The 23,704-nt window shown below is 35.0% G+C and carries 9 protein-coding genes; 3 read left to right on the top strand and 6 right to left on the bottom strand.

Features of this window, described 5'->3' with window-relative positions; genetic code table 11:
• Positions 1-2: 2 nt before the first annotated feature.
• The 5 genes from WNY78_RS04705 to thrA all read right to left on the bottom strand — a co-directional run bounded on the left by WNY78_RS04705 (position 3) and on the right by thrA (position 6,264).
• The gene (locus tag WNY78_RS04705) at positions 3-794 is read right to left on the bottom strand and encodes a hypothetical protein (RefSeq protein WP_342872031.1); all 792 of its coding nucleotides are present in this window, start codon (positions 792-794) and stop codon (positions 3-5) included.
• 173 nt (positions 795-967) lie between these two features.
• Positions 968-2,263, bottom strand: a complete 1,296-nt coding sequence (gene thrC / locus WNY78_RS04700) for a threonine synthase (RefSeq protein ID WP_342872030.1) — start codon at positions 2,261-2,263, stop codon at positions 968-970.
• A gap of 63 nt (positions 2,264-2,326) precedes the next feature.
• The gene (locus tag WNY78_RS04695) at positions 2,327-2,683 is read right to left on the bottom strand and encodes a four helix bundle protein (protein ID WP_342872029.1); all 357 of its coding nucleotides are present in this window, start codon (positions 2,681-2,683) and stop codon (positions 2,327-2,329) included.
• A 78-nt stretch (positions 2,684-2,761) separates the two neighbouring features.
• Positions 2,762-3,685 (bottom strand): homoserine kinase, encoded by a 924-nt coding sequence (locus WNY78_RS04690; RefSeq protein ID WP_342872028.1) that lies wholly within the window; start codon positions 3,683-3,685, stop codon positions 2,762-2,764.
• A 131-nt stretch (positions 3,686-3,816) separates the two neighbouring features.
• Positions 3,817-6,264 carry a bifunctional aspartate kinase/homoserine dehydrogenase I gene (gene thrA / locus WNY78_RS04685; RefSeq protein ID WP_342872027.1) on the bottom strand — a complete coding sequence of 816 codons (2,448 nt, stop codon included), beginning with the start codon at positions 6,262-6,264 and terminating at the stop codon, positions 3,817-3,819.
• A gap of 323 nt (positions 6,265-6,587) precedes the next feature.
• On the opposite strand from thrA, the gene WNY78_RS04680 reads away from it, so the two are divergent.
• Complete coding sequence (locus tag WNY78_RS04680; protein ID WP_342872026.1) at positions 6,588-8,147, top strand: NAD(P)H-hydrate dehydratase; 1,560 nt, start codon at positions 6,588-6,590, stop codon at positions 8,145-8,147.
• Positions 8,148-8,217: 70 nt separating this feature from the next.
• On the opposite strand, the gene WNY78_RS04675 is transcribed toward WNY78_RS04680, so the two are convergent.
• A complete protein-coding gene (locus WNY78_RS04675; RefSeq protein ID WP_342872025.1) occupies positions 8,218-9,603 on the bottom strand; it encodes a TlpA disulfide reductase family protein in 1,386 nt (461 codons plus the stop codon).
• 129 nt (positions 9,604-9,732) lie between these two features.
• Between WNY78_RS04675 and hutH the strand changes: the two genes are divergently transcribed.
• Positions 9,733-11,244, top strand: a complete 1,512-nt coding sequence (hutH, locus tag WNY78_RS04670; RefSeq protein ID WP_342872024.1) for a histidine ammonia-lyase — start codon at positions 9,733-9,735, stop codon at positions 11,242-11,244.
• A gap of 369 nt (positions 11,245-11,613) precedes the next feature.
• Positions 11,614-23,484 carry a T9SS type A sorting domain-containing protein gene (locus tag WNY78_RS04665; protein ID WP_342872023.1) on the top strand — a complete coding sequence of 3,957 codons (11,871 nt, stop codon included), beginning with the start codon at positions 11,614-11,616 and terminating at the stop codon, positions 23,482-23,484.
• The last annotated feature ends 220 nt before the right edge of the window (positions 23,485-23,704 follow it).

The raw sequence follows: 23,704 nt of genomic DNA, 5'->3' as shown, positions 1-23,704 counted from the left end.
TGTTAGCTATTAGTACTTGGCCATAATTTATTAGCATATACAAAACTGGACTCTAGATTTTTAGAAAGATTAGCTTTTCTTGTATTTATTTTAAAATGCTTAATCAACATCTCAATGGTTATTGTTCCAATTAGAGCAGTAGTTGTATATGTTGTGGCTATGAAAGGAAGGATTTCATTTTCTTCTCTTGTAAAAATTGATAATCCTAAACCATGAGTGAATGAAGAATAATATTTTTGGAAAACAAAGGAATGATGTTCAGGGATTCTAGCAATTTGATATAAATCTATCCAATTATATCTATTCTTGTTCTGTTGTTTCCCATTATTTAAAATATCCTTGAATTTCCAATTGTTTTGAGTTAAAATATTCTTTGCTAATTGTTTATTATTCACAAATTTCTCTAAATCTAAATTGAATTTTCTTTTATTTCTTAAATCTTTTTCAATTGCCTTATTATTATCTTCAAGGTTGTATTTCTTTGGATCTTTTTCTGAATCTTTTTTGAATTTATTTACGACTTCATGTTTAGAATTAATAGCATCTAATAGAAATAATTTATATCTAATATCTTTTTCTAATAGTGTTCCCTTTTCAGTTATCAAATACAAAACTGAATAATTGTCAATAATAGTTCTATGCATTGATAGAATTGCTTGAAGGGAATGATTTTTTAGAAGATGTTCAAGTACACTAAAACATTCGATTAAATTTTTAGTTAACTTTAAAATTCCAATTTCTCTTGTAGTGAATTTTTCTTCTTTTCCGTGTATAAATTCAATTGTTTTTTCCAATTGCACATTAGAGAATTGAAAAAGTTCATTTGAAATTGAGATATATTTATTAATAAAATTGTCCAATTGAGTATAAGTAAAGTATTATAGCTAATGCCTTTGTATATCGACTGTTTTAATTGTAGATATCAGCAGTTAAACGAAGTTCGACTATTTTTTTTAGAAAGTCAAGCTTAGTTACCTAACAAAAAACCTTTTAACCCTTCATGGTCAGAAATTTGCAAAGCCACTTTCTTCTTACCCATTACGGCTTCAATTTGAGAAGGTAACTCAACTTTAGTTTCAATAACGTCTTCAACCACATCTAAAAACTTAGTTGGATGCGCTGTTTCTAAAAATACGCAATGCGCATTTGGATTCGTTTTTAAATAATCTTTACAGCCTAAATAACCAACAGCTCCATGAGGATCTGCTACGTAATTGTAAGTTTTATAAATCTCTAAAAGCGCTTCTTTCGTTTGTTCATCGGTATAGCTAAACGAAGATAAATTGGCTTGTAAACGCTTAAAATCGTTTTTGTAAATCTCTTGAATACGAATAAAATTACTAGGATTTCCAACATCCATCGCATTACTAATTGTTGCTACAGATGGTTTTGGATTGTAATGTTCTGTTTTTAGATATTCTGTGACCACATTATTGGCATTGTTAGACGCAATAAAATGTTTGATAGGTAATCCTATTTGTTGCGCTACCATTCCTGCACAGATATTTCCGAAGTTACCACTAGGAATAGAAAACACAATCTCATCATGTTGCTTATGCAATTGCTTGTATGCAAACATGAAATAGAATAGTTGCGGTAACCAGCGAGCCACATTGATAGAATTGGCAGACGTTAATTGCATTTTGCTCGTAATCGACTCGTCTAAAAATGCTTTTTTGACCATATCTTGACAGTCATCAAAAACACCATCAACCTCTAAAGCAGTAATATTTTGACCAAGCGTTGTAAATTGTTTTTCTTGAATATCACTCACTTTCCCAGAAGGATATAAAATCACAACATTCACGCCTTTGACGCCTAGAAATCCGTTAGCAACTGCACCTCCTGTGTCTCCAGAAGTGGCAACTAAAACCGTCACTTCATTCGTGTTGTTTTGATTAAAATAGCCCAAGCATCTCGCCATAAAACGTGCGCCAACATCTTTAAAAGCCATCGTTGGACCATGAAACAACTCCAACGTTGAGATATTCTCATCTAATTTTACAACCGGAAAATCAAACGACAACGTTTCTTCAATAATCGTTTTTAAAATGTCTTCAGGAATTTCCGGACTTACAAATTGTTTAATTGCTTCAAACGCAATTTCTGGATATGATTTGTTATCGATATCCTCAAAAAATGACTTTGGCAAAGGTTTTATTTCCTCTGGGAAGTATAAACCACTATCAGGTGCAAGTCCTTTGATGACTGCGTTTTCAAAAGTTGTATCTGGAGCTTTTCTGTTAAGACTGTAATATTTCATAGGAATAGGACCGAAGACGGAAGACCGAAGTTAAAAAGGTTTCGACATTAAGTTTTCGGATTTTTATTTTAAATTTTTTCTAAAAGCAATCATCATATTCATTAGTGAATGAGATTGTAAATAAAATGAATCGAATCGCTCGATTGTAATATAATTTCTTCGTTTTGCTTTGAATAAACAGGTGACAACTTCTGCTAATGATCTTATTGAATAACCAACAAATTTATGTTGTTCTGGATTGGATTGACCAATCGAACCTTCAGAAATATTTAAGGCAATAGAATCTGTTGCTCTCCTAATTTGAGATGATAAATTGAATTTTTCTTTAGCAGGAAAATTTTCAGTTATTTGATCTATTTCTTCTCCGAAATCCATTGCTTTCTGCCAAATAATTAACTTTTCAAACTTGAATTTATTCATGTTATTATCATTTTTAATTTAAAAGATAGGTCTTTCTAGTTCGACCTATGGTCTTCCGTCCTCTGTCTTCGGTCCTTTTTATCCAATAATCTTAATCCCTTCTGTGTTAATTTTCGAAACATAAACTTCAAAAGGAATTCCTGTCTTTGAATACACATTTCTAATGGCTTTAGCGACTTTTTGAGCGTTCTCATTTCCGTAGCATAAACTAAAAATTGATGGTCCAGATCCCGAAATTCCACAACCTAAAGCACCATTTTGAAGAGCAGCTTTTCTAACGTCTCCAAAGTGCGGAATTAATTGACTGCGATGAGGTTCTACAACGACATCCGTCAATGATCTACTCAACAATTCGTAATCATTGGTGTGCAATGCATGAACCAAACTCCCAACGTTTGACCATTGCGTAATGGCATCTTGTAATGCGATTTGCTTCGGAAGGATTGATCTAGACTCTGAAGTCTTTATTTCAATTTGTGGATGAATAATTACTGCAAATAAATCTTTTGGAGTAGGCAATTGTAATACCTCAAGAGGTGCAACAGATTTTACTAATGTGAATCCGCCAAAAATAGCAGGAGCAATATTATCTGCATGCTCACATTGACTCGCCAGTGCTTCACCTTTCATGGCGAAATTGGTGAGTTGTGTTTTGTTGTATGGTTTGCCTAAAAGCTCATTCATCCCAAAAACACTACCAACTGCACTTGCTGAGCTGCTGCCAACACCACTTCCTGGTTTTATGTTTTTGTAGATTTCGATTTCGAAACCAAAATCTGGATTTGCATCCTCTAGCATTGCTAAAGCAGAAACACCAGCCACATTTTTTTCTGCCTCAAATGGTAAATCGTAACCTTCAATTTTAGTGATATGAATTCCTTTTTTGTCAGTTTTTCTAATGATCATTTCATCTCCAATAGTGTCAAGGCAAAAGCCTAGCACGTCAAATCCGCAAGAAACATTAGCCACTGTTGCTGGAGAGAAAATTTTTATCTCGTTCATATCTTAATCTTCCGCAAATGCGAAATTTTTTAGTTTCTATTTTTCCGAAGAAAATTAGTTATTTATTAACTTTAGTTTCGTCTGAGTAAGTACTGCAAACTGCAAACTGAATACTACTTACTTTTTACTTTTTACTTATTACTTACACGAATAATGTCTGCAAATAATCCTGAAGCAGTAACTTCTGCGCCAGCTCCAGCGCCTTTAATTATCATAGGTTGTTCTGGATAACGTTGTGTATAAAACATGACGATATTATCTTTCCCTTCTAGATTGTAAAAAGGATGGCCTTTAGGGATTTCTTTTAATCCGACTTTGGCTTTACCATTGTTAAATTCAGCGACATATTTTAACTGACAATCATTAGATTTTGCTGATGCGTATAACTTCTGAAAATGGGCTTCTTCATCAATTAAAGTGTTATAAAAATCATCAACAGAGTCGCTCTCCAAATTAGCTTTGGTTAAAAACGAATCGTTTTCTATATCTTCGAGGTTCATTTTTGTGCCACTTTCACGAGCTAAAATTAGAATTTTTCTAGCCACATCAACACCACTCAAATCAATTCTTGGATCTGGTTCTGTGTAACCTTCTTTTTGTGCTTGCTTGACCACGTCATGAAACTTGGTTGTGTCATCAAAATTATTGAAAACAAAATTTAAACTACCAGATAATACGGCTTGGATAGATGTCACTTTATCTCCAGAAGCTATTAAATTGTTAAGTGTATCTATAACTGGTAATCCTGCTCCAACATTGGTTTCAAACAAAAATGGAGCATTATATTTAAGTGATAATTTTTTGAGTTCGCTATAGTTTTCAAAACTACTTGAACACGCAATTTTATTACAAGCAACAACTGCTATACTGTGTTTTAAATAGTCACCATATAATTTAGAAACATGTTCATTTGCAGTCACATCAACAAAAATACTATTACGTAAATTAAATGATTTGGCACGTTCTAGAAAGCCTTCTAATGATGCTTTTTCTCCAGTTGGTAATTGTTGTTTCCAGTCTTTTAAGTTAAGTCCAGAATCATTAAAAATCATGGTTCTAGAATTGGATAAGCCAACGACTTTAATATTGAGTTTTAATTGGTCTTTTAGATATTTTTTTTGTTGATGTATTTGATCTACCAAATGTTCTCCAACATTACCAACACCTGTTATAAACACATTGAGTTGTTTGTTTTTATCTTCAAAAAATCGCTCATGCAATGTGTTTAGAGCTTTTTTGACATCTTTTTCTACAATCACTGCTGAAATATTACGTTCTGAAGCACCTTGTGCTATTGCTCTTATATTAATATTGTTTTTACCTAATGTGCTAAACATTTTACCACTAATACCTTGATGGCTTTTCATACTATCACCTACCAATGCGATAATTGATAAACCAGTTTCTACTATTATAGGATCTATTTTGTGTAATGAAATTTCATTTTCAAAACTTGTATCAATTGCTGTTTTTGCGAGTTGAGAATCTTTTTCGTCAATACCAAAACAAATTGAATGTTCTGAAGAGGCTTGAGTGATAAAAATGATGTTAATTTTCTCTTGTGCTAAGGTCTCAAATAGACGTTTTGAAAACCCTGGAATTCCAACCATACCATTACCTTGAAGCGTTAATAAAGCAATGTTATTTATATTAGAAATTCCTTTAACAGGAGTTGTTGAATCTTCAATAATATCATTCGAAATTTTAGTGCCAATCGCATCTGGTTCTAAGGTGTTTTTTATATGAATTGGAATTTTTAAATCTAACACTGGTTGTACTGTTGGAGGATATAAAACTTTAGCTCCAAAATGAGATAATTCCATAGCTTCCTGATACGATAAGTTTTGAATAGGAAATGCTTGTTTTACCAATTTAGGATTAGTCGTAAACATACCACTCACATCTGTCCAAATTTCAAGAGAATTCACATTTAATGCTGCAGCAACGATGGCTGCTGTAAAATCAGAACCTCCACGACCTAAGGTAGTTATCTCTCCGAGTATTGATTTTGATATAAATCCTGGGAGAATTGTAATTTGTTGTTTAGCTTCGGAAAAGTAACTTTTTATGTTCGTATTGGTCTGTTGGTATTGTACTTCTGCCTTTGTGAAATTAGAGTTAGTGACAATCAATTCTTGACTGTTTTTTCTTGTACAATCCATGCCTCTGCTTTTCATTGTTTCGGCAATAATAAAAGAAGATAAAAGTTCTCCAAAACTGACTAATTTATCAGATGTTTTTGGAGATAATTCATTAATCAAAAATATGCCGTCCAAAAGACTTTTTAACTCTTGTAATTTATCAGTTAAATGTGTTGAAACTTCTGTGTTTTCCAAAGGTATTAATTCCTTTAAAATCTCATGATGCTTAGCTGAAATAGCATCAAATTCTGAAATGTAATCTTGATTCTTTGCTTGTGCTAATTCTGCAGCTTTTAATAACTTATCTGTTATTCCTCCAACAGCTGAAACCACGCAAATAACTCGGTCATTTTTTGAATAATTTCCGAGTATTGAAATGACTTTATTTATGTTTTTTGCAGATCCTACAGATGTTCCGCCAAATTTTAAAACATTCATTTTAAGAAGTTTAAGTGTGAGTTTTGTGTTTAAGTCTTTTTATGAAAAGACATTCAGTTTGTTGAAGATATATAGTTAAAAACCCCAAAGGGTAATCATACCTAAAGTCATCCCAAAAGATGTAGAGATGTCAATTTGAATAATATTTTGATTTAGGTTTGTCATTTTTTTAAGCCTATACATATCAAATGTATTATTTTTACAGTAATAAAAAAATTTTGAAAGATGTTTTGCGCATTTTTCACTTTTAATCGAATCTATTCAATAATTCTTCGTTTTTGTTTATAAAAACAAGGAATTCGTTATCAATATAAACAGTATTCATGAAGATATTTTCAAAAGAACAAATTTACGAAGGCGATCAACTTACAGCAAAAAAACAAAACATCACTTCAACCGAGTTAATGGAGCGTGCAGGAATTCAAATATTTAATTGGCTTCATGTACGCATGCAAGGTGCTCAAGTGCCAATTCATGTGTTTTGTGGAATTGGTAATAATGGAGGTGACGGGTTAGTAGTTGCAAGACATTTGATAACTCATGGTTATAACGTTAAAACTTATGTGGTGAATTGTAGCGATAAGAGAACCAAAGATTTTTTAATCAATTATGACCTTATAAAACAGACGACTAAAAAGTGGCCAGATATGCTTGCTTGTGAAGCAGATTTCCCTGAGTTTCATAAAGACGATATCATTGTCGATGCTGTGTTTGGAATTGGATTAAATAGACCAGTAAATGATTGGGTGAAATCTTTGTTTTTACACTTTAAAAAGAGTCAAGCATTTACACTATCTATTGATATTCCATCTGGCATTTATACAGATAAAGTTGTTGAAGATGAAAATGGAGTTGTTTGGGCAAATTATACACTTAGTTTTCAGTCGCCAAAACTCATATTCTTTCTGCCAGAAACTGCAAAGTTTTCTACGCAATGGGAAGTTTTAGATATTGGTATTGATAGAGAGTTTTTATTCACTACAGAAACTGAAAGCGAATTAATTGGTAAAAATGAAGTGCTACCAATTTATAAACCTAGAGAAAAGTTTTCTCATAAAGGTGATTATGGTCACAGTTTAATAATTGGTGGTAGCTACGGAAAAATAGGTTCTGCTTTGCTGTCTAGTCGTGCTACATTGTCAATTGGTGCCGGACTTGTAACAACTTTTATACCTAAATGTGGATACCAAATTATACAAACTGCATTTCCTGAAGGTATGGTTATTACTGATGACAATGAAACTATGATTTCTGATATTAAATTTGATATTGAACCAACTGTTATTGGTGTAGGTATTGGAATGGGTACAAATGCTGAAACCGTTTCTGCTCTTGAAAAGTTTCTAAAAACAAATAAAACACCTTTGGTCATCGATGCAGATGGACTCAATATATTATCAAAGAAAAAGACGCTCTTAAAACTGCTTCCAGAAATGTCTGTTTTAACACCTCATCCTAAAGAATTAGAACGTTTAATAGGGAAGTGGAAAGATGATTTTGATAAGCTTAAAAAAGCTAAAGCTTTTTCTAAAAAGTATAATGTAGTTCTGGTCATAAAAGGCGCAAATACAATTACTATTTACAATGAAAAACTATATGTAAATACAACAGGGAATCCAGGAATGGCGACTGCAGGAACTGGTGATGTTTTAACAGGTGTGATTACAGGATTAATTTCACAAGGTTATGATGCATTAGGAGCAACAGTTTTTGGTATCTATTTACATGGTAAAGCAGCAGATATTGCCATTGAAGATTTGGGTTATCAAAGTTTAACAGCAAGTCATATTATCGATGCTTTAGGTGAAGCATATATTGATCTGTTTCAGCAGCCTGAGCAGCAACCAGTTGAAGTACAAGAACCTGACGATAAAAAGCAATAAGAACTATATAGAACTAAAATAAAAAACCACTTCATTTGAAGTGGTTTTTGTTATGATAATTGAAAAGTGTTTAAGGTTGCATCTTAAGTTCTTTTTCTAATAATTCTACCAATTTAGGATCTGATGGTCTAGGTGCATCAGCACTAACAATATTTCCATTTGGATCTATTAAAATAAATCTTGGGATACCTTGGATTCCATAATCTTTTACAAACTTTGAAGACCAATCGTTATCTGCCATTAATTGTACACCACCTAAATCTTTATCTTTTACCATGCTTACCCATTTACTATGATCTTTTGCTTGGTCTATAGAAGTGCTTACAAATTCTATGTTTTCGCTATGGAATTTCTTTTCAACTTCTTTTAAAGAAGGAATTTCTCTAATACATGGACCACACCAAGTTGCCCAAACATCTACATAAACATATTTTCCTTTTAAATCTGTAAGTGATAGCTCACCACCTTTATGGTTTTCATAATTAACAAACTGAGGTGAAGGCTTTCCTTTTATTAGGTTTTTATTTTTTTCAAACGTTTTTGTTAGTTTTTCTTTTGTGTCTTCATTGGTAGAATGATTTATAAAGAAATTATAAACAGATTCCATGTTTTCATTACTAGGAGATACCAAAAAGCTTGACAAATAATCAATAACATCATTTTTTAATGCTGGAATCTTTATATCAGAAACATCTTTTAAATCGTCTGTAGTTACAGATGAAATATCATCACCTAAATTTTCAAACACACCAGTTAAGACCTTGCTAAAAGCAATATCCTTATATGAACTAGATGATTTGTATGCCTTAGAATCATCAAATACCATGTCTTTTAATTCGGTTGGGATAAAGTTTTCAGACACTTTAAAATCTTTCTGCTTAGTAAAATAAGCGTGTCCTTGTTCATATTTGTTCAACAAAGCATAATTGTCATAAACAAGATTTTGTTTTTCCGAAGAAATAAACGTTTCATCAGCATTGGTTAAGCCGTTTAAAAGCGTTTCGTTTGCTGTTTTTATTTCAGAAATTTTAGATTTAAAATCATCTTCTCCTAATGAGTATAATTCAGCTTCATTTGCAGTAGCTTTAACATTACTTAAGGTTTTTGCTGCCAGATAATTATTTTCAATAGCACCTTCACCTGTGTAGTTAATGGTTTCATCAAACTTATTTGCATCTAAAGAGATATTTAGAATGTCATTAAACCCTAAGTGAATAGGTGTAAACTCTCTACCAATTGACATTGTGTAAAAACCGTTTTCAGGTATACGAAGCGTGTCAGCAAATGTACCATCTTCATTAATTGCTATTTCAGCATTGAATTCAGCGTTTTTTACAATCGCTTTTTTAGCTTTAGAATTTTCAATTTTCCCTGTGATTACAGCGTAATCAACTTTTGGTTCTTGCTTACAAGCAAATATTGATAGTGCAACAAGAGCAATAATTAATCTTTTCATATTGTTTTAATTGTTTTAGTGCTGTAAAAATACAGATTATCAATTTTTTAGTGTCATATTTTATTAATTATTAACATTTGTTGCATAGTCTAAATGTTATTCTGAATTTTGAACCTATAAAATCTAATTATGAGTACAACGCATATTATCTCTTCGGAAATTTTAGAACTTTCAACTGTTGGAGATATCCTTTTTCAGAATAAAAAAATAGAGCTATCAGAAGGCTCAATTGAAAAAATAAAAGCTTGTCGAGAGTATTTAGATGAGAAAATAAAAAAGGAAAATGAACCTATTTACGGTATCAATACAGGTTTTGGGTCATTATGTGATGTAAAAATCTCTAATGATAAGCTTACCAAACTACAAGAAAACTTGGTAATGTCTCATGCGTGTGGAGTAGGTGAGCGTGTTCCTAATAAAGTTGTGAAACTAATGTTGCTCCTCAAAGTTCAATCCTTAAGCTATGGTCATAGTGGAGTTCAGCTTCAAACAGTACAGCGTCTCATAGATTTTTATAATAATGATATATTTCCAATAGTTTATACTCAAGGTTCGTTAGGAGCCTCTGGAGATTTAGCACCATTAGCGCATTTAGCTTTGCCACTAATTGCTGAAGGTGAGGTTATATATAAGGATGAAGTTTATGAATCACATGAAATCTTATCAAAGTTCAATTGGAAGTCTATTGAATTACAGTCAAAAGAAGGGCTTGCATTATTAAACGGCACTCAATTTATGAGTGCTTACGGAATTCATTTGCTTTTGAAATCATATAAACTTTCTTATTTCGCAGATTTAATTGGAAGTATTTCATTAGACGCTTTCGATGGAAGGATTGAACCTTTCAATGAATTAGTACATTTGGTTAGACCACATAACGGTCAATTAAAAACGGCAAAGCGTATTAGAGAATTTCTAGAGGGTAGTGAATTGATTACTCAAGAAAAAGCTCATGTGCAAGACCCATACTCTTTTCGATGTATGCCTCAAGTTCATGGAGCAACAAAAGACACGTTAGATTTTGTGCATAAAACTTTTAAAACCGAAATTAATGCAGTTACCGATAATCCAAACATCTTTGTTGGTGAAGATGAAATTATTTCTGGAGGTAATTTTCATGGTCAACCTTTAGCATTAGCTTTAGATTATTTGAAAATTGCAGTTGCTGAGTTAGGGAGTATATCTGAAAGAAGAACCTATCAGTTAATCTCAGGATTAAGAGGGCTTCCTGCCTTTTTGGTTGATAACCCAGGTTTGAATTCTGGTTTTATGATACCACAATATACAGCAGCAAGTATAGTGAGTGCTAACAAACAACTAGCAACATCTGCAAGTGTAGATAGTATAGTGTCTAGTAATGGTCAAGAAGATCATGTTAGTATGGGAGCAAATGCTGCGACACAATGTTATAGTCTTGTCAATAATGTTGAGCGTATTTTAGCAATTGAATTATTAAACGCTTCACAGGCACTTTATTTTAGAAAACCATTAAAATCTTCGGCTCTAATAAATTCTTTTCTAAAAAGTTATAGATCTGAAGTTCAATTCGTCGCAGAAGACAAAGTTTTTTATAAACTCATGATGAAAACACAGTTTTTTATCGATGATTTTTACATCGAAAATGACTTACTTTTCGATTAAATGCAGAAAAAAATGTTCAACGGTTTAATACTTAAAAAAAGGTTAAATTTATTTGGCAGACAGTATATTATAATCTATTTTTGATTTTAAGTAGAGGTGATTTATATTCATTTTGTACTTAATAATAGGTTAAATTAATAGCAAATTAATCTGTTATTCTTACCCAAAAATTGTTTGATAGCACAACAATTGATTATTAGCATTTATTGATTTAGAATGATTTCATTCTAGTTGGTGTTCTGTGTATTCAGTACGTCAATATTTGATTTTAAGCTTACACGCAAATTTTGTATTTGCGTTTTGCCGACAATACGTGTATTGTCAATATAAATGTTAAGATAATTTTAATTTAAACCAAATGTTATGTTTATGAGCAATTTTACCCGAAGCGGTGGACGCGCCAAAATTTGGCAATCCATCACGAATTTATCGTGTTGTAGCATTGATCTATTTACTAAACGAAATTTCAGCATGAAGGCTATGGCCTTTTTCATGCTTTTCGCGTTTAGTGTCAGTTCAATGATTGCACAACAATCAGCAAGAAGTACATTTATTAGTGGTTGTCTATCAGACGCGCCTAATGGATTTTCTGAAGGAGAAGTAGCCCTTCTTTATGCTAATGAATGTGGAGATTTAACTCCAGAAGTAGTTATTACAGTCTTACAGGATGGTAATGATTGTGATTGGACCAAAGAAATCACCTATGATATTAAATGTGGTGATTTTGAGGAGCAATTCAAAATCGATTACTTTGGAGGAGATAATACTCCACCAACTTTAAATGAAGGAGCGGAAGTTCCTGGAGGTGGTCAAAACCTTAATTTATGTTTTGACAATGTCCCTGTAGGTCCAACTGCTGCAAGTATTGCGGCTTTGTATACTGACAACTGTAGTGAAGTTATTGTTACTAAGTCAGGTACGCCTTCAGGAGGTAATTGTGAATGGTCTGTAGACTATATTTATTCTATTGTTGATGGATGTGGAAACATGGCATCAGATTTAATAGTTTCATATAATGGAGGAGATAGTCAAGCACCTTACCTTAATAAAGGAGCAACTATCCCAACAGGTGAAACAGGATTAAACTTATGTTTTTCTGATAAAGCTCAAGGACCAACAGTTGAAGATATTGCTGCATTGTTTTCTGATAATTGCGGAAATGTAATTGTTGAAAAACAATCTGTTTCTAAAGGAACTGATTGTAAATGGATGGCAGAATATACTTATACAATTAAAGATGATTGTAATAATTTTGCTGAATCTATTGTATTACAATATTATGGTGGAGATTTAGAAAACCCTGAATTATCTGGAGTACCAGGTGATATCACTGTTGATTGTGTTGATGAAATTCCATCACCTGGATCTAAAACTATTTTTGCGTCAGATAACTGTGCTTCAAAAGTATCAGTATCTTCATCTGATGATACTAGTGGATTAGGAGATGCTTGTGAAGGTGGTGTTATAATTAGAACTTATACAGCTACAGATGATTGTGGTAGATCAGTTTCTGAAACTCAAACAATCACTGTATTGCCAGCACCTGAATCTACTATTGTAGCTCCAGAATTACCAACAAATATTTCATGTGAAGAAGTAGCAGCTTTTCTAGCACCAGATGCTACATATAGTAATGGAGTTTCACAAGGAGCATGTTCTATTAATGGTTCTATTGAAGGAGAAGTAAGTGCACAATATACAGGATGTGGTGGTGAAATAACTATTACATATAATGGAGTTGATTCTTGTGGTCGTACATTAAGTGCAGGACCATATGTGATTACAGTTGATCCAGCACCAGCAGCAACATTTGATAATATAGTAGGAGATGATTTAACTTGTGAAGAAGCAAATGCTTTTGTGCCAGAACCATTATCTTATTCAAATGGCGCTTTAAATGAAGCTTGTTTAATTGCAGGTTCAGTTGAAGGTGTAATAATAGATCAATCTACAATTTGTGGAGGTGCCTTTTACGTAGATTACATATTTACTGATGATTGTGACAGAACAATCACTAAGAAGGTAACATACACAGTTAAGCCTGCACCTCCTGCAACCTTTGACGAAGTAGAGGACATGACAATCTCATGTGACGAAGCAGGATCATTTACAGCAGGTTCATTAGGTTATACAAACGGATCTTCAAGTGAAGCATGTTTAATCTCAGGATCAGTAGACGGAGAATTAAGTGGATCTTACACAGAATGTGGAGGAACGCTTACAGTAAACTGGACATACACTGATGAATGTGACAGAACAATTGAGGCTAGCCAAACTATTACAGTTGAGCCAGCACCAATGGCAGTATTTGACGAAGTAGAAGACATGACAATCTCATGTGACGAAGCAGGATCATATACAGCAAGTTCATTAGGTTACACGAATGGAGCTTCAAACGAAGCATGTCTAATTTCAGGATCAGTACCAGGAGAATTAAGTGGGTCATACACAGAATGTGGAGGAACACTTACAGTAAACTGGACATACACTGATGAATGTGAAAGAACAATTGAGGCTAGCCAAACTATTACAGTTGAGCCAGCACCAATAGCAATGTTTGACGAAGTAGAAGAAATAACAATTTCATGTGAAGAAGCTGGATCATTTACAGCAGGTTCATTAGGTTATTCAAACGAAGCTTCAAATGAAGCATGTTTAATCTCAGGATCAGTACCAGGAGAATTAAGTGGGTCTTACACAGAATGTGGAGGAACACTTACAGTAAACTGGACATATACTGATGAATGCCAAAGAACAATTGAGGCAAGCCAAACTATTACAGTAGAGCCAGCACCAATGGCAGCTTTTGATGAAGTAGAAGACATGACAATTTCATGTGACGAAGCTGGATCATTTACAGCAGGTTCTTTAGGGTATACAAATGGAGCTTCAAGTGAAGCATGTTTAATCTCTGGATCAGTAGACGGAGAATTAAGTGGATCTTACACAGAATGTGGAGGAACATTATACGTAGATTGGACTTACACTGATGATTGTGATAGAACAATCACAGCTAAGAAGACTATTACAGTTGAGCCAGCACCAATGGCAGCATTTGACGAAGTAGAAAACATGACAATTTCATGTGAGGAAGCTGGATCATTTACAGCTGGTTCATTAGGGTATACAAACGGAGCTTCAAGTGAAGCATGTTTAATCTCAGGAACAGTACCAGGAGAATTAAGTGGGTCTTACACAGAATGTGGAGGAACACTTACAGTAAACTGGACTTATACTGATGAGTGCCAAAGAACAATTGAGGCTAGCCAAACTATTACAGTTGAGCCAGCACCAATGGCAGCATTTGATGACGTAGAAGACATGACAATCTCATGTGACGAAGCAGGATCATTTACAGCAGGTTCATTAGGGTATACAAACGGAGCTTCAAATGAAGCATGTTTAATCTCAGGATCAGTACCAGGAGAATTAAGTGGATCTTACACAGAATGTGGAGGAACACTTACAGTAAACTGGACATATACTGATGAATGTGAAAGAACAATTGAGGCTAGCCAAACTATTACAGTAGAGCCAGCACCAATGGCAGCGTTTGACGAAGTAGAAAATATGACAATTTCATGTGAAGAAGCTGGATTATTCAAAGCAGATTCTTTAGCGTATACAAACGGAGCTTCAAATGAAGCATGTTTAATTTCAGGAACAGTACCAGGAGAATTAAGTGGATCATACACAGAATGTGGAGGAACACTTTACGTAGATTGGACTTACACTGATGATTGTGATAGAACAATCACAGCTAAGAAAGAGATTACAGTAGAGCCAGCACCAATGGCAGCATTTGACGAAGTAGAAGACATGACAATTTCATGTGACGAAGCTGGGTTATTTGCAGCAGGTTCATTAGGTTATACAAACGGAGCTTTAAATGAAGCATGTTTAATCTCAGGATCAGTAGACGGAGAATTAAGTGGATCTTACACAGAATGTGGAGGAACACTTACGGTAAACTGGACATATACTGATGAATGCCAAAGAACAATTGAGGCTAGCCAAACTATTACAGTTGAGCCAGCACCAATGGCAGCATTTGATGAAGTAGAAAACATTACAATATCATGTGATGAAGCTGGATCATTTGTAGCAGGTTCTTTATCTTATACAAACGGAGCTTCAAATGAAGCATGTTTAATCTCAGGATCAGTAGATGGTGAATTAAGTGGAGAGTATACTGAATGTGGAGGATTATTATTTGTAGACTGGACTTATACTGATGATTGTGAAAGAACAATTACAGCAAGACAGCAAATCAAAGTTAATCCAGCACCAATGGCAGCATTTGACGAAGTAGAAGACATGACAATCTCATGTGAAGAAGCAGGATCATTTACAGCAGGTTCATTAGGGTATACAAACGGAGCTTCAAACGAAGCATGTTTAATTTCAGGATCAGTAGACGGAGAATTAAGTGGATCTTATACAGAATGTGGAGGAACACTTACAGTAAACTGGACATACACTGATGATTGCCAAAGAACAATTGAGGCTAGTCAAACTATTACAGTTGAGCCAGCACCAATGGCAACATTTGACGAAGTAGAAGACATGACAATCTCATGTGAAGAAGCAAATTCATTTGTAGCAGGTTCTTTATCTTATACAAACGGAGCTTCAACTGAAGCATGTTTAATCTCAGGATCAGTAGACGGAGAATTAAGTGGATCTTATACAGAATGTGGAGGAACACTTACGGTAAACTGGACATATACTGATGAATGTGAAAGAACAATTGAGGCTAGCCAAACTATTACAGTAGAGCCAGCACCAATGGCAGTATTTGACGAAGTAGAAAACATGACAATCTCATGTGATGAAGCTGGATCATTTGTAGCAGGTTCTTTAGCTTATACTAATGGTGGAACTGGAGCATGTTTAATTTCAGGATCAGTAGACGGAGAATTAAGTGGATCTTACACAGAATGTGGAGGAACATTATACGTAGATTGGACTTACACTGATGATTGTGATAGAACAATCACAGCTAAGAAAGAGATTACTGTTGAGCCAGCACCAATGGCAACATTTGATCAAGTAGAAAACATGACAATATCATGTGAAGAAGCAAATTCATTTGAAGCAGATTCATTAGGTTATACAAACGGAGCTTCAAATGAAGCATGTTTAATCTCAGGATCAGTACCAGGAGAATTAAGTGGGTCTTACACAGAATGTGGAGGAACACTTACAGTAAACTGGACTTATACTGATGATTGCCAAAGAACAATTGAGGCTAGCCAAACTATTACAGTAGAGCCAGCACCAATGGCAGCATTTGATGAAGTAGAGAACATGACAATCTCATGTGACGAAGCTGGATCATTTACAGCAGGTTCTTTAGCTTATACTAATGGTGGAACTGGAGTATGTGAGATTTCAGGATCAGTAGACGGAGAATTAAGTGGGTCTTACACAGAATGTGGAGGAACATTATTCGTAGACTGGACTTACACTGATGATTGTGATAGAACAATCACAGCTAAGAAAGAGATTACAGTAGAGCCAGCACCAATGGCAGCATTTGATGACGTAGAAGACATGACAATATCATGTGAAGAAGCAAATTCATTTGCAGCAGGTTCATTAGGGTATACAAACGGAGCTTCAAGTGAAGCATGTTTAATCTCAGGATCAGTAGACGGAGAGTTAAGTGGATCATACACAGAATGTGGAGGAACACTTACAGTTAACTGGACATACACTGATGAATGTGAAAGAACAATTGAGGCTAGCCAAACTATTACAGTAGAGCCAGCACCAATGGCAGCGTTTGACGAAGTAGAAAACATGACAATTTCATGTGAAGAAGCTGGATCATTCGAAGCAGGTTCTTTAGCTTATACAAACGGTGGAACTGGAGCATGTGAGATTTCAGGATCAGTACTAGGAGAATTAAGTGGATCTTACACAGAATGTGGAGGAACACTTACAGTTGACTGGACTTACACTGATGATTGTGATAGAACAATTACAGCTAAGAAAGAGATTACAGTAGAGCCAGCACCAATGGCAGTATTTAATGATGTACAAGACATTACTATTGCTTGTTACTTAGCAAGTCAATATGAAGTTGGTTCATTAGGTTATACAAATGAAGCTTCAAATGAAGCATGTTTAATAGAAGGATCAGTGCCTGGAGAATTAAGTGGGTCTTACACGGAATGTGGAGGAACACTATATGTAGATTGGACTTATACTGATGATTGTGATAGAACAATTACAGCTAGAAAGACAATTACAGTATCACCAGCACCAATGGCAGTATTTGATGATGTAGAAGACATGACAATCTCATGTGACGAAGCGGGATCATTTACAGCAGGTTCATTAGGGTACACAAACGGTTCTTCAAGTGAAGCATGTTTAATCTCAGGATCAGTAGACGGAGAATTAAGTGGGTCTTACACAGAATGTGGAGGAACACTTACAGTAAACTGGACATATACTGATGAATGTGAAAGAACAATTGAGGCTAGCCAAACTATTACAGTAGAGCCAGCACCAATGGCAGCGTTTGACGAAGTAGTAAATATGACAATTTCATGTGAAGAAGCTGGATTATTCAAAGCAGATTCTTTAGGTTATACAAACGGAGCTTCAAATGAAGCATGTTTAATAGAAGGATCAGTACCAGGAGAATTAAGTGGATCTTACACAGAATGTGGAGGAACATTATACGTAGACTGGACTTACACTGATGATTGTGATAGAACAATCACAGCTAAGAAAGAGATTACAGTAGAGCCAGCACCAATGGCAGCATTTGATGACGTAGAAGACATGACAATTTCATGTGAAGAAGCTGGATCATTTACAGCAGGTTCATTAGGTTATACAAACGGAGCTTCAAATGAAGCATGTTTAATCTCAGGATTAGTACCAGGAGAATTAAGTGGATCTTACACAGAATGTGGAGGAACACTTACAGTAAACTGGACTTATACTGATGATTGTGAAAGAACAATTGAGGCTAGCCAAACTATTACAGTAGAGCCAGCACCAATGGCAGCATTTGATGAAGTAGAAAACATTACAATATCATGTGATGAAGCTGGATCATTTGTAGCAGGTTCTTTAGGGTATACAAACGGAGCTTCAAATGAAGCATGTTTAATCTCAGGATCAGTAGATGGTGAATTAAGTGGAGAGTATACTGAATGTGGAGGATTATTATTTGTAGACTGGACTTACACTGATGATTGTGAAAGAACAATTACAGCAAGACAGCAAATCAAAGTTAATCCAGCACCAATGGCAGCATTTGATGACGTAGAAGACATGACAATTTCATGTGAAGAAGCAAATTCATTTGTAGCAGGTTCATTAGGTTATACAAACGGAGCTTCAAACGAAGCATGTTTAATCTCAGGATCAGTTGACGGAGAATTAAGTGGGTCTTACACAGAATGTGGAGGAACACTTACAGTAAACTGGACTTATACTGATGATTGTGATAGAACAATTGAGGCTAGTCAAACTATTACAGTTGAGGCAGCACCAATGGCAGCATTTGATGACGTAGAAAACATGACAATTTCATGTGAAGAAGCAAATTCATTTGAAGCAGGTTCATTAGCTTATACTAATGGAGGAACTGGAGTATGTGAAATTTCAGGATCAGTACCAGGAGAATTAAGTGGATCTTACACAGAATGTGGAGGAACACTTTACGTAGACTGGACTTATACTGATGATTGTGATAGAACAATCACAGCTAAGAAAGAGATTACAGTAGAGCCAGCACCAATGGCAGCATTTGATGACGTAGAAGACATGACAATTTCATGTGAAGAAGCAAATTCATTTGTAGCAAGTTCATTAGGGTATACTAATGGAGGAACTGGAGTATGTGAGATTTCAGGATCAGTAGACGGTGAAGCAACTCCAGACTATACAGAGTGTGGTGGAACTATCACAGTAAACTGGACATATACTGATGATTGCCAAAGAACAATTGAGGCTAGCCAAACTATTACAGTTGAGCCAGCACCAATGGCAGCATTTGATGACGTAGAAAACATGACAATATCATGTGAAGAAGCAAATTCATTTGAAGCAGGTTCATTAGCTTATACTAATGGAGGAACTGGAGTATGTGAAATTTCAGGATCAGTACCAGGAGAATTAAGTGGATCTTACACAGAATGTGGAGGAACACTTTACTTAGACTGGACTTATACTGATGATTGTGATAGAACAATCACAGCTAAAAAAGAGATTACAGTAGAGCCAGCACCAATGGCAGCATTTGATGACGTAGAAGACATGACAATTTCATGTGAAGAAGCAAATTCATTTGTAGCAAGTTCATTAGGGTATACTAATGGAGGAACTGGAGTATGTGAGATTTCAGGATCAGTAGACGGTGAAGCAACTCCAGACTATACAGAGTGTGGTGGAACTATCACAGTAAATTGGACATATACTGATGATTGCCAAAGAACAATTGAGGCTAGCCAAACTATTACAGTTGAGCCAGCACCAATGGCAGCATTTGATGACGTAGAAAACATGACAATTTCATGTGAAGAAGCAAATTCATTTGAAGCAGGTTCATTAGGGTATACTAATGGAGGAACTGGAGCATGTGAAATTTCAGGATCAGTACCAGGAGAATTAAGTGGATCTTACACAGAATGTGGAGGAACACTTTACGTAGACTGGACTTATACTGATGATTGTGACAGAACTATCACAGCTAAGAAAGAGATTACAGTAGAGCCAGCACCAATGGCAGCATTTGATGACGTAGAAGGCATGACAATTTCATGTGAAGAAGCAAATTCATTCGTAGCAAGTTCATTAGGGTATACTAATGGTGGAACTGGAGCATGTGAGATTTCAGGATCAGTAGACGGTGAAGCAACTCCAAACTATACAGAGTGTGGTGGAACTATCACAGTAAACTGGACATACACTGATGATTGTGATAGAACAATTGAGGCTAGCCAAACTATTACAGTTGAGCCAGCACCAATGGCAGCATTTGATGACATCGAAGATGCAACAATAGCATGTGAAGATTTAGCATCTTATGAGGCAGAATTCTTATCATATACAAATGGTGGAACAGAAGCTTGTTTAATTGCAGGATCTGTTCAAGGTGAAGCTCAAGCTTTCGAAGGAAGCTGTGGAACTTTTGAAGTAGATTTTACTTTCACAGATGATTGTGGACGTACAATTACTGCTAAGCAATTAGTAACTGTAATTGATGAAACTGCTCCAGTATTAGTAGGAGAGTTACCAATGGGAGAATCTGATGTAAATGCATGTTTTGCTGATGCACCAGAAGGACCAAGTATAGAAGAAGTTGCTGCTTTATTTACTGATAACTGCGGAAATGTAAACGTGACTAAGACAGTATTCTCACCAGCTGAGAACACAGATTGTCTATGGGCAGTTGTAATTAGATACGATGTTCAAGATGATTGTGGTAATTATGCAACACCAGTTAAGATAGCTTACAATGGTGGTGATGCTTCTGCTCCAGTATTAGAAGGAGAATTACCAGAAGGTACAACAGGATTACAGTGTTTAAGCGAAAATCCAGGTGCTCCAGAAGCAGGTGCGATTAAAGCTCTTTATACTGATAACTGTGGTGAAGTAATAGTTACTGCATTAGAGCCTTCAATTGAAGGTGATGATTGTGAATGGACTGCTACTTATACTTTCAAAGTAAAAGATTCTTGTGGAAACTTTGCTGATGATGTAGTAATCGTTAATAGTGGTGCTGATACAATGGCTCCAGTATTAGTTGGTGAAACACCTCCTATAGTAGTTAATTCTATTAATGCTTGTAAAGATGGTGACTTAGGTGAGCCATCTGCAGAAGATATTGCAGCATTATATACAGATAATTGTAGCGTTGTTTCAGTTGTGAAAGTTGAGAAGTTATCTATAGGATCAGATTGTGAGTGGATCAAAGTATTTGAGTACACTGCAAAAGATGTTTGTGGTAACATGGCAGAATTAATCAAAATCACTTATTCAGGTGGTGATGATACTGCACCTCAGCCAACAGGTACTTGTGATAATGAAGTTATGACAATAGGAACAGAAATGGGTGCAACTTGTCCAGCAGATGCTTCAATCTCTCTAGAAATAGGAGATGAAATTACTGCAGGAGATAACTCATGGTCAGTAGCAGGTTTAACAATCGCTGATATGAACGGAACTTTAGTACCATGTTTCACAGATAACTGTGCAGATGTAAGTGAATTAACTTATAGAGTAACAGATAAAGGTGTGACAGGAGATGATTGTTCTAAAACGTTAACTATTACTTTTGAAGTAGAAGATAACTGTGAAAACATTTCTGAGCCATTTACATGTACATTTATCATCGTTGATGATACTGCACCTGTAATAGAGTGTCCAGAAGGTCAGGATTATGGTGTAGTAACAGAAACTCCATCAGGATTTGCTGATAAAGCGCCTTGGGCAGATAACTGTCAAGGATCTGGTTTGACTACAGATTACTCTGATAATTTGACTTCTGTGATTAATGAGGGTGGTAGTACTAATGGAATTACATTTGATTGCCTATTCCTTGGTAGTCCATTTATAATTAATTTTGAAGCTTCTACAGGAACGGATGAAAATGGATATAATTTGTACGATAATGTTCAACCTCAAACTGCAACTTACTCATTGATCTTCAATGCTATTAACAATAGATGGGAACTTCAAAACGTAGGAAGTCAAATCATTGCGGTGAGTAATGTGGCAACATTTGCACCATCTTGTGATATTGCAGATTGGACAGATATAAATCCTGATTGTGAAACGCTTGATATTTCTTGTGAGAGTTCAACAACTACTGAAGACTTTACTTTAGTACGTACTTTCACAGCTAATGATGGTTGTGGTAACACAGCTACATGTGATGTAACTTATACATGGTCTATTGAAGAGAACACAGATATTGCTTGTGGAGACGTTGTAAATGGTAACACTGATGATTCTGACGTTAATACTGGCCTACCTTACTGTGGTACTAGTTTATCAGATAGACAAGGTAATTTCTATACCTTTATTGGTACAGGAGATCTTGTTACAGTATCTACATGTAGTGCTAATACAACGTATGATACTAAGTTAGGTGTCTTTACAGATGAAGCTGCTACTTGCGTTACAGGTGATGACGATACTACAAATGCTACAAATTGTACGCATAGTAGCCTTCATTCTCAAGTTGAATTCGTATCTGTTATAGGACAAGAATATCAAGTCTATGTCACTGGATATAGTGGTTATACTGGTGATTATGAGTTATCTGTAACTTGTGAAGAAGCTTGTGACGAAGTTGCTCCAGTATTAGAGTGTCCAGAAGGTCAAGACTTTGGTATTGTGCAAGTAGCTCCAACAGCATTTGCAACTTCAGCACCTTATACAGATGAAGGAAATGCAGGAGGTCAAACACAAGTATTTACTGATAGTGATATTGCTGTTACAACTGGTGATTTTGTACAAACAGGAACTGAGTTTAGATTCATTTTTGAAGAAGGGTATATCTTAACTTTCGGTGAAGGACCAGATTATTCTTCAGGATATGTTACTGATTACTCAGGTAATTATTTAGAAGGTTATGGTAGCTTTGAAATGGTATACAACTTTCAATTTGAAGACTATGATATTCTACAAAATGGAGAATCAGTAGGTTATGGAGGAGCATCAGGAATCAACCCACCATCATGTGATGATTTCTGGCATTTCATAAGTGAAGATGGACATAACAAAGCGTTCACAGTAGAATGTGCACAATTTAGTTCATCAACTAATTACTCATTTACACGTACATTCTATGCGGAAGACGATTGTGGTAATGTTGGTGAGTGTTCTGTTGAGTATACTTGGAGTACTGAATCAAATGGTTCAGCAAGACAAGATACTACTAGGGATGAAGACTTTGCTTTCACAGTAGGTTCTAGAGACGTAGTAGCTAATGAAGATGTAAAAATCGACTTTACTGCTTATCCAGTACCATTTGATAACGAAGTAAACATTGCTTACTCATTTGAGTTTGATACAGATGTAACTATTGAGTTATTTGATACTAAAGGCTTACAAGTCTTTAGCACAACTAACAAGAATTATGTTGCAGGATCTAAGGATAAAACAACGTTTGATTTATCTAGATACTCAAGCCAGATGTTCTATGTAACGTTGACAACTAGTCAAGGTAAAGTAACTAAGAAAATTGTTGCTTCTGGAAAGAAGTAATAATAGATAAATAATTAGAGAGAAATTCTCTAAGGGTATATATTAAAGGCAGCTATTTATAGCTGCCTTTTTTTTGTGCCTTTTTATTACGCATTAATAATTAATCTTATTAATAAATAGATGATGTATGTTTAATATTTCCGAATAAAACATGGAAAAAGATTAGCGAAATGATAGTAAGATTTTGAAATGTGGTGAATTTTATAATTTCCGAAGAAAA

This window comes from Psychroserpens sp. AS72 (assembly GCF_038900375.1).
Taxonomy (GTDB): Bacteria; Bacteroidota; Bacteroidia; order Flavobacteriales; family Flavobacteriaceae; genus Psychroserpens.
Note: the sequence above shows the minus strand (reverse complement) of the source record. Positions and strands in the feature narration are given on the sequence as shown.

Coding starts and splice junctions, on each gene's coding strand:
- thrC (WP_342872030.1), bottom strand. CDS start 2,263: ATGAAATATTACAGTCTTAACAGAAAAGCTCCAGATACAACTTTTGAA.
- WNY78_RS04695 (WP_342872029.1), bottom strand. CDS start 2,683: ATGAATAAATTCAAGTTTGAAAAGTTAATTATTTGGCAGAAAGCAATG.
- WNY78_RS04690 (WP_342872028.1), bottom strand. CDS start 3,685: ATGAACGAGATAAAAATTTTCTCTCCAGCAACAGTGGCTAATGTTTCT.
- thrA (WP_342872027.1), bottom strand. CDS start 6,264: ATGAATGTTTTAAAATTTGGCGGAACATCTGTAGGATCTGCAAAAAAC.
- WNY78_RS04680 (WP_342872026.1), top strand. CDS start 6,588: ATGAAGATATTTTCAAAAGAACAAATTTACGAAGGCGATCAACTTACA.
- WNY78_RS04675 (WP_342872025.1), bottom strand. CDS start 9,603: ATGAAAAGATTAATTATTGCTCTTGTTGCACTATCAATATTTGCTTGT.
- hutH (WP_342872024.1), top strand. CDS start 9,733: ATGAGTACAACGCATATTATCTCTTCGGAAATTTTAGAACTTTCAACT.
- WNY78_RS04665 (WP_342872023.1), top strand. CDS start 11,614: ATGAGCAATTTTACCCGAAGCGGTGGACGCGCCAAAATTTGGCAATCC.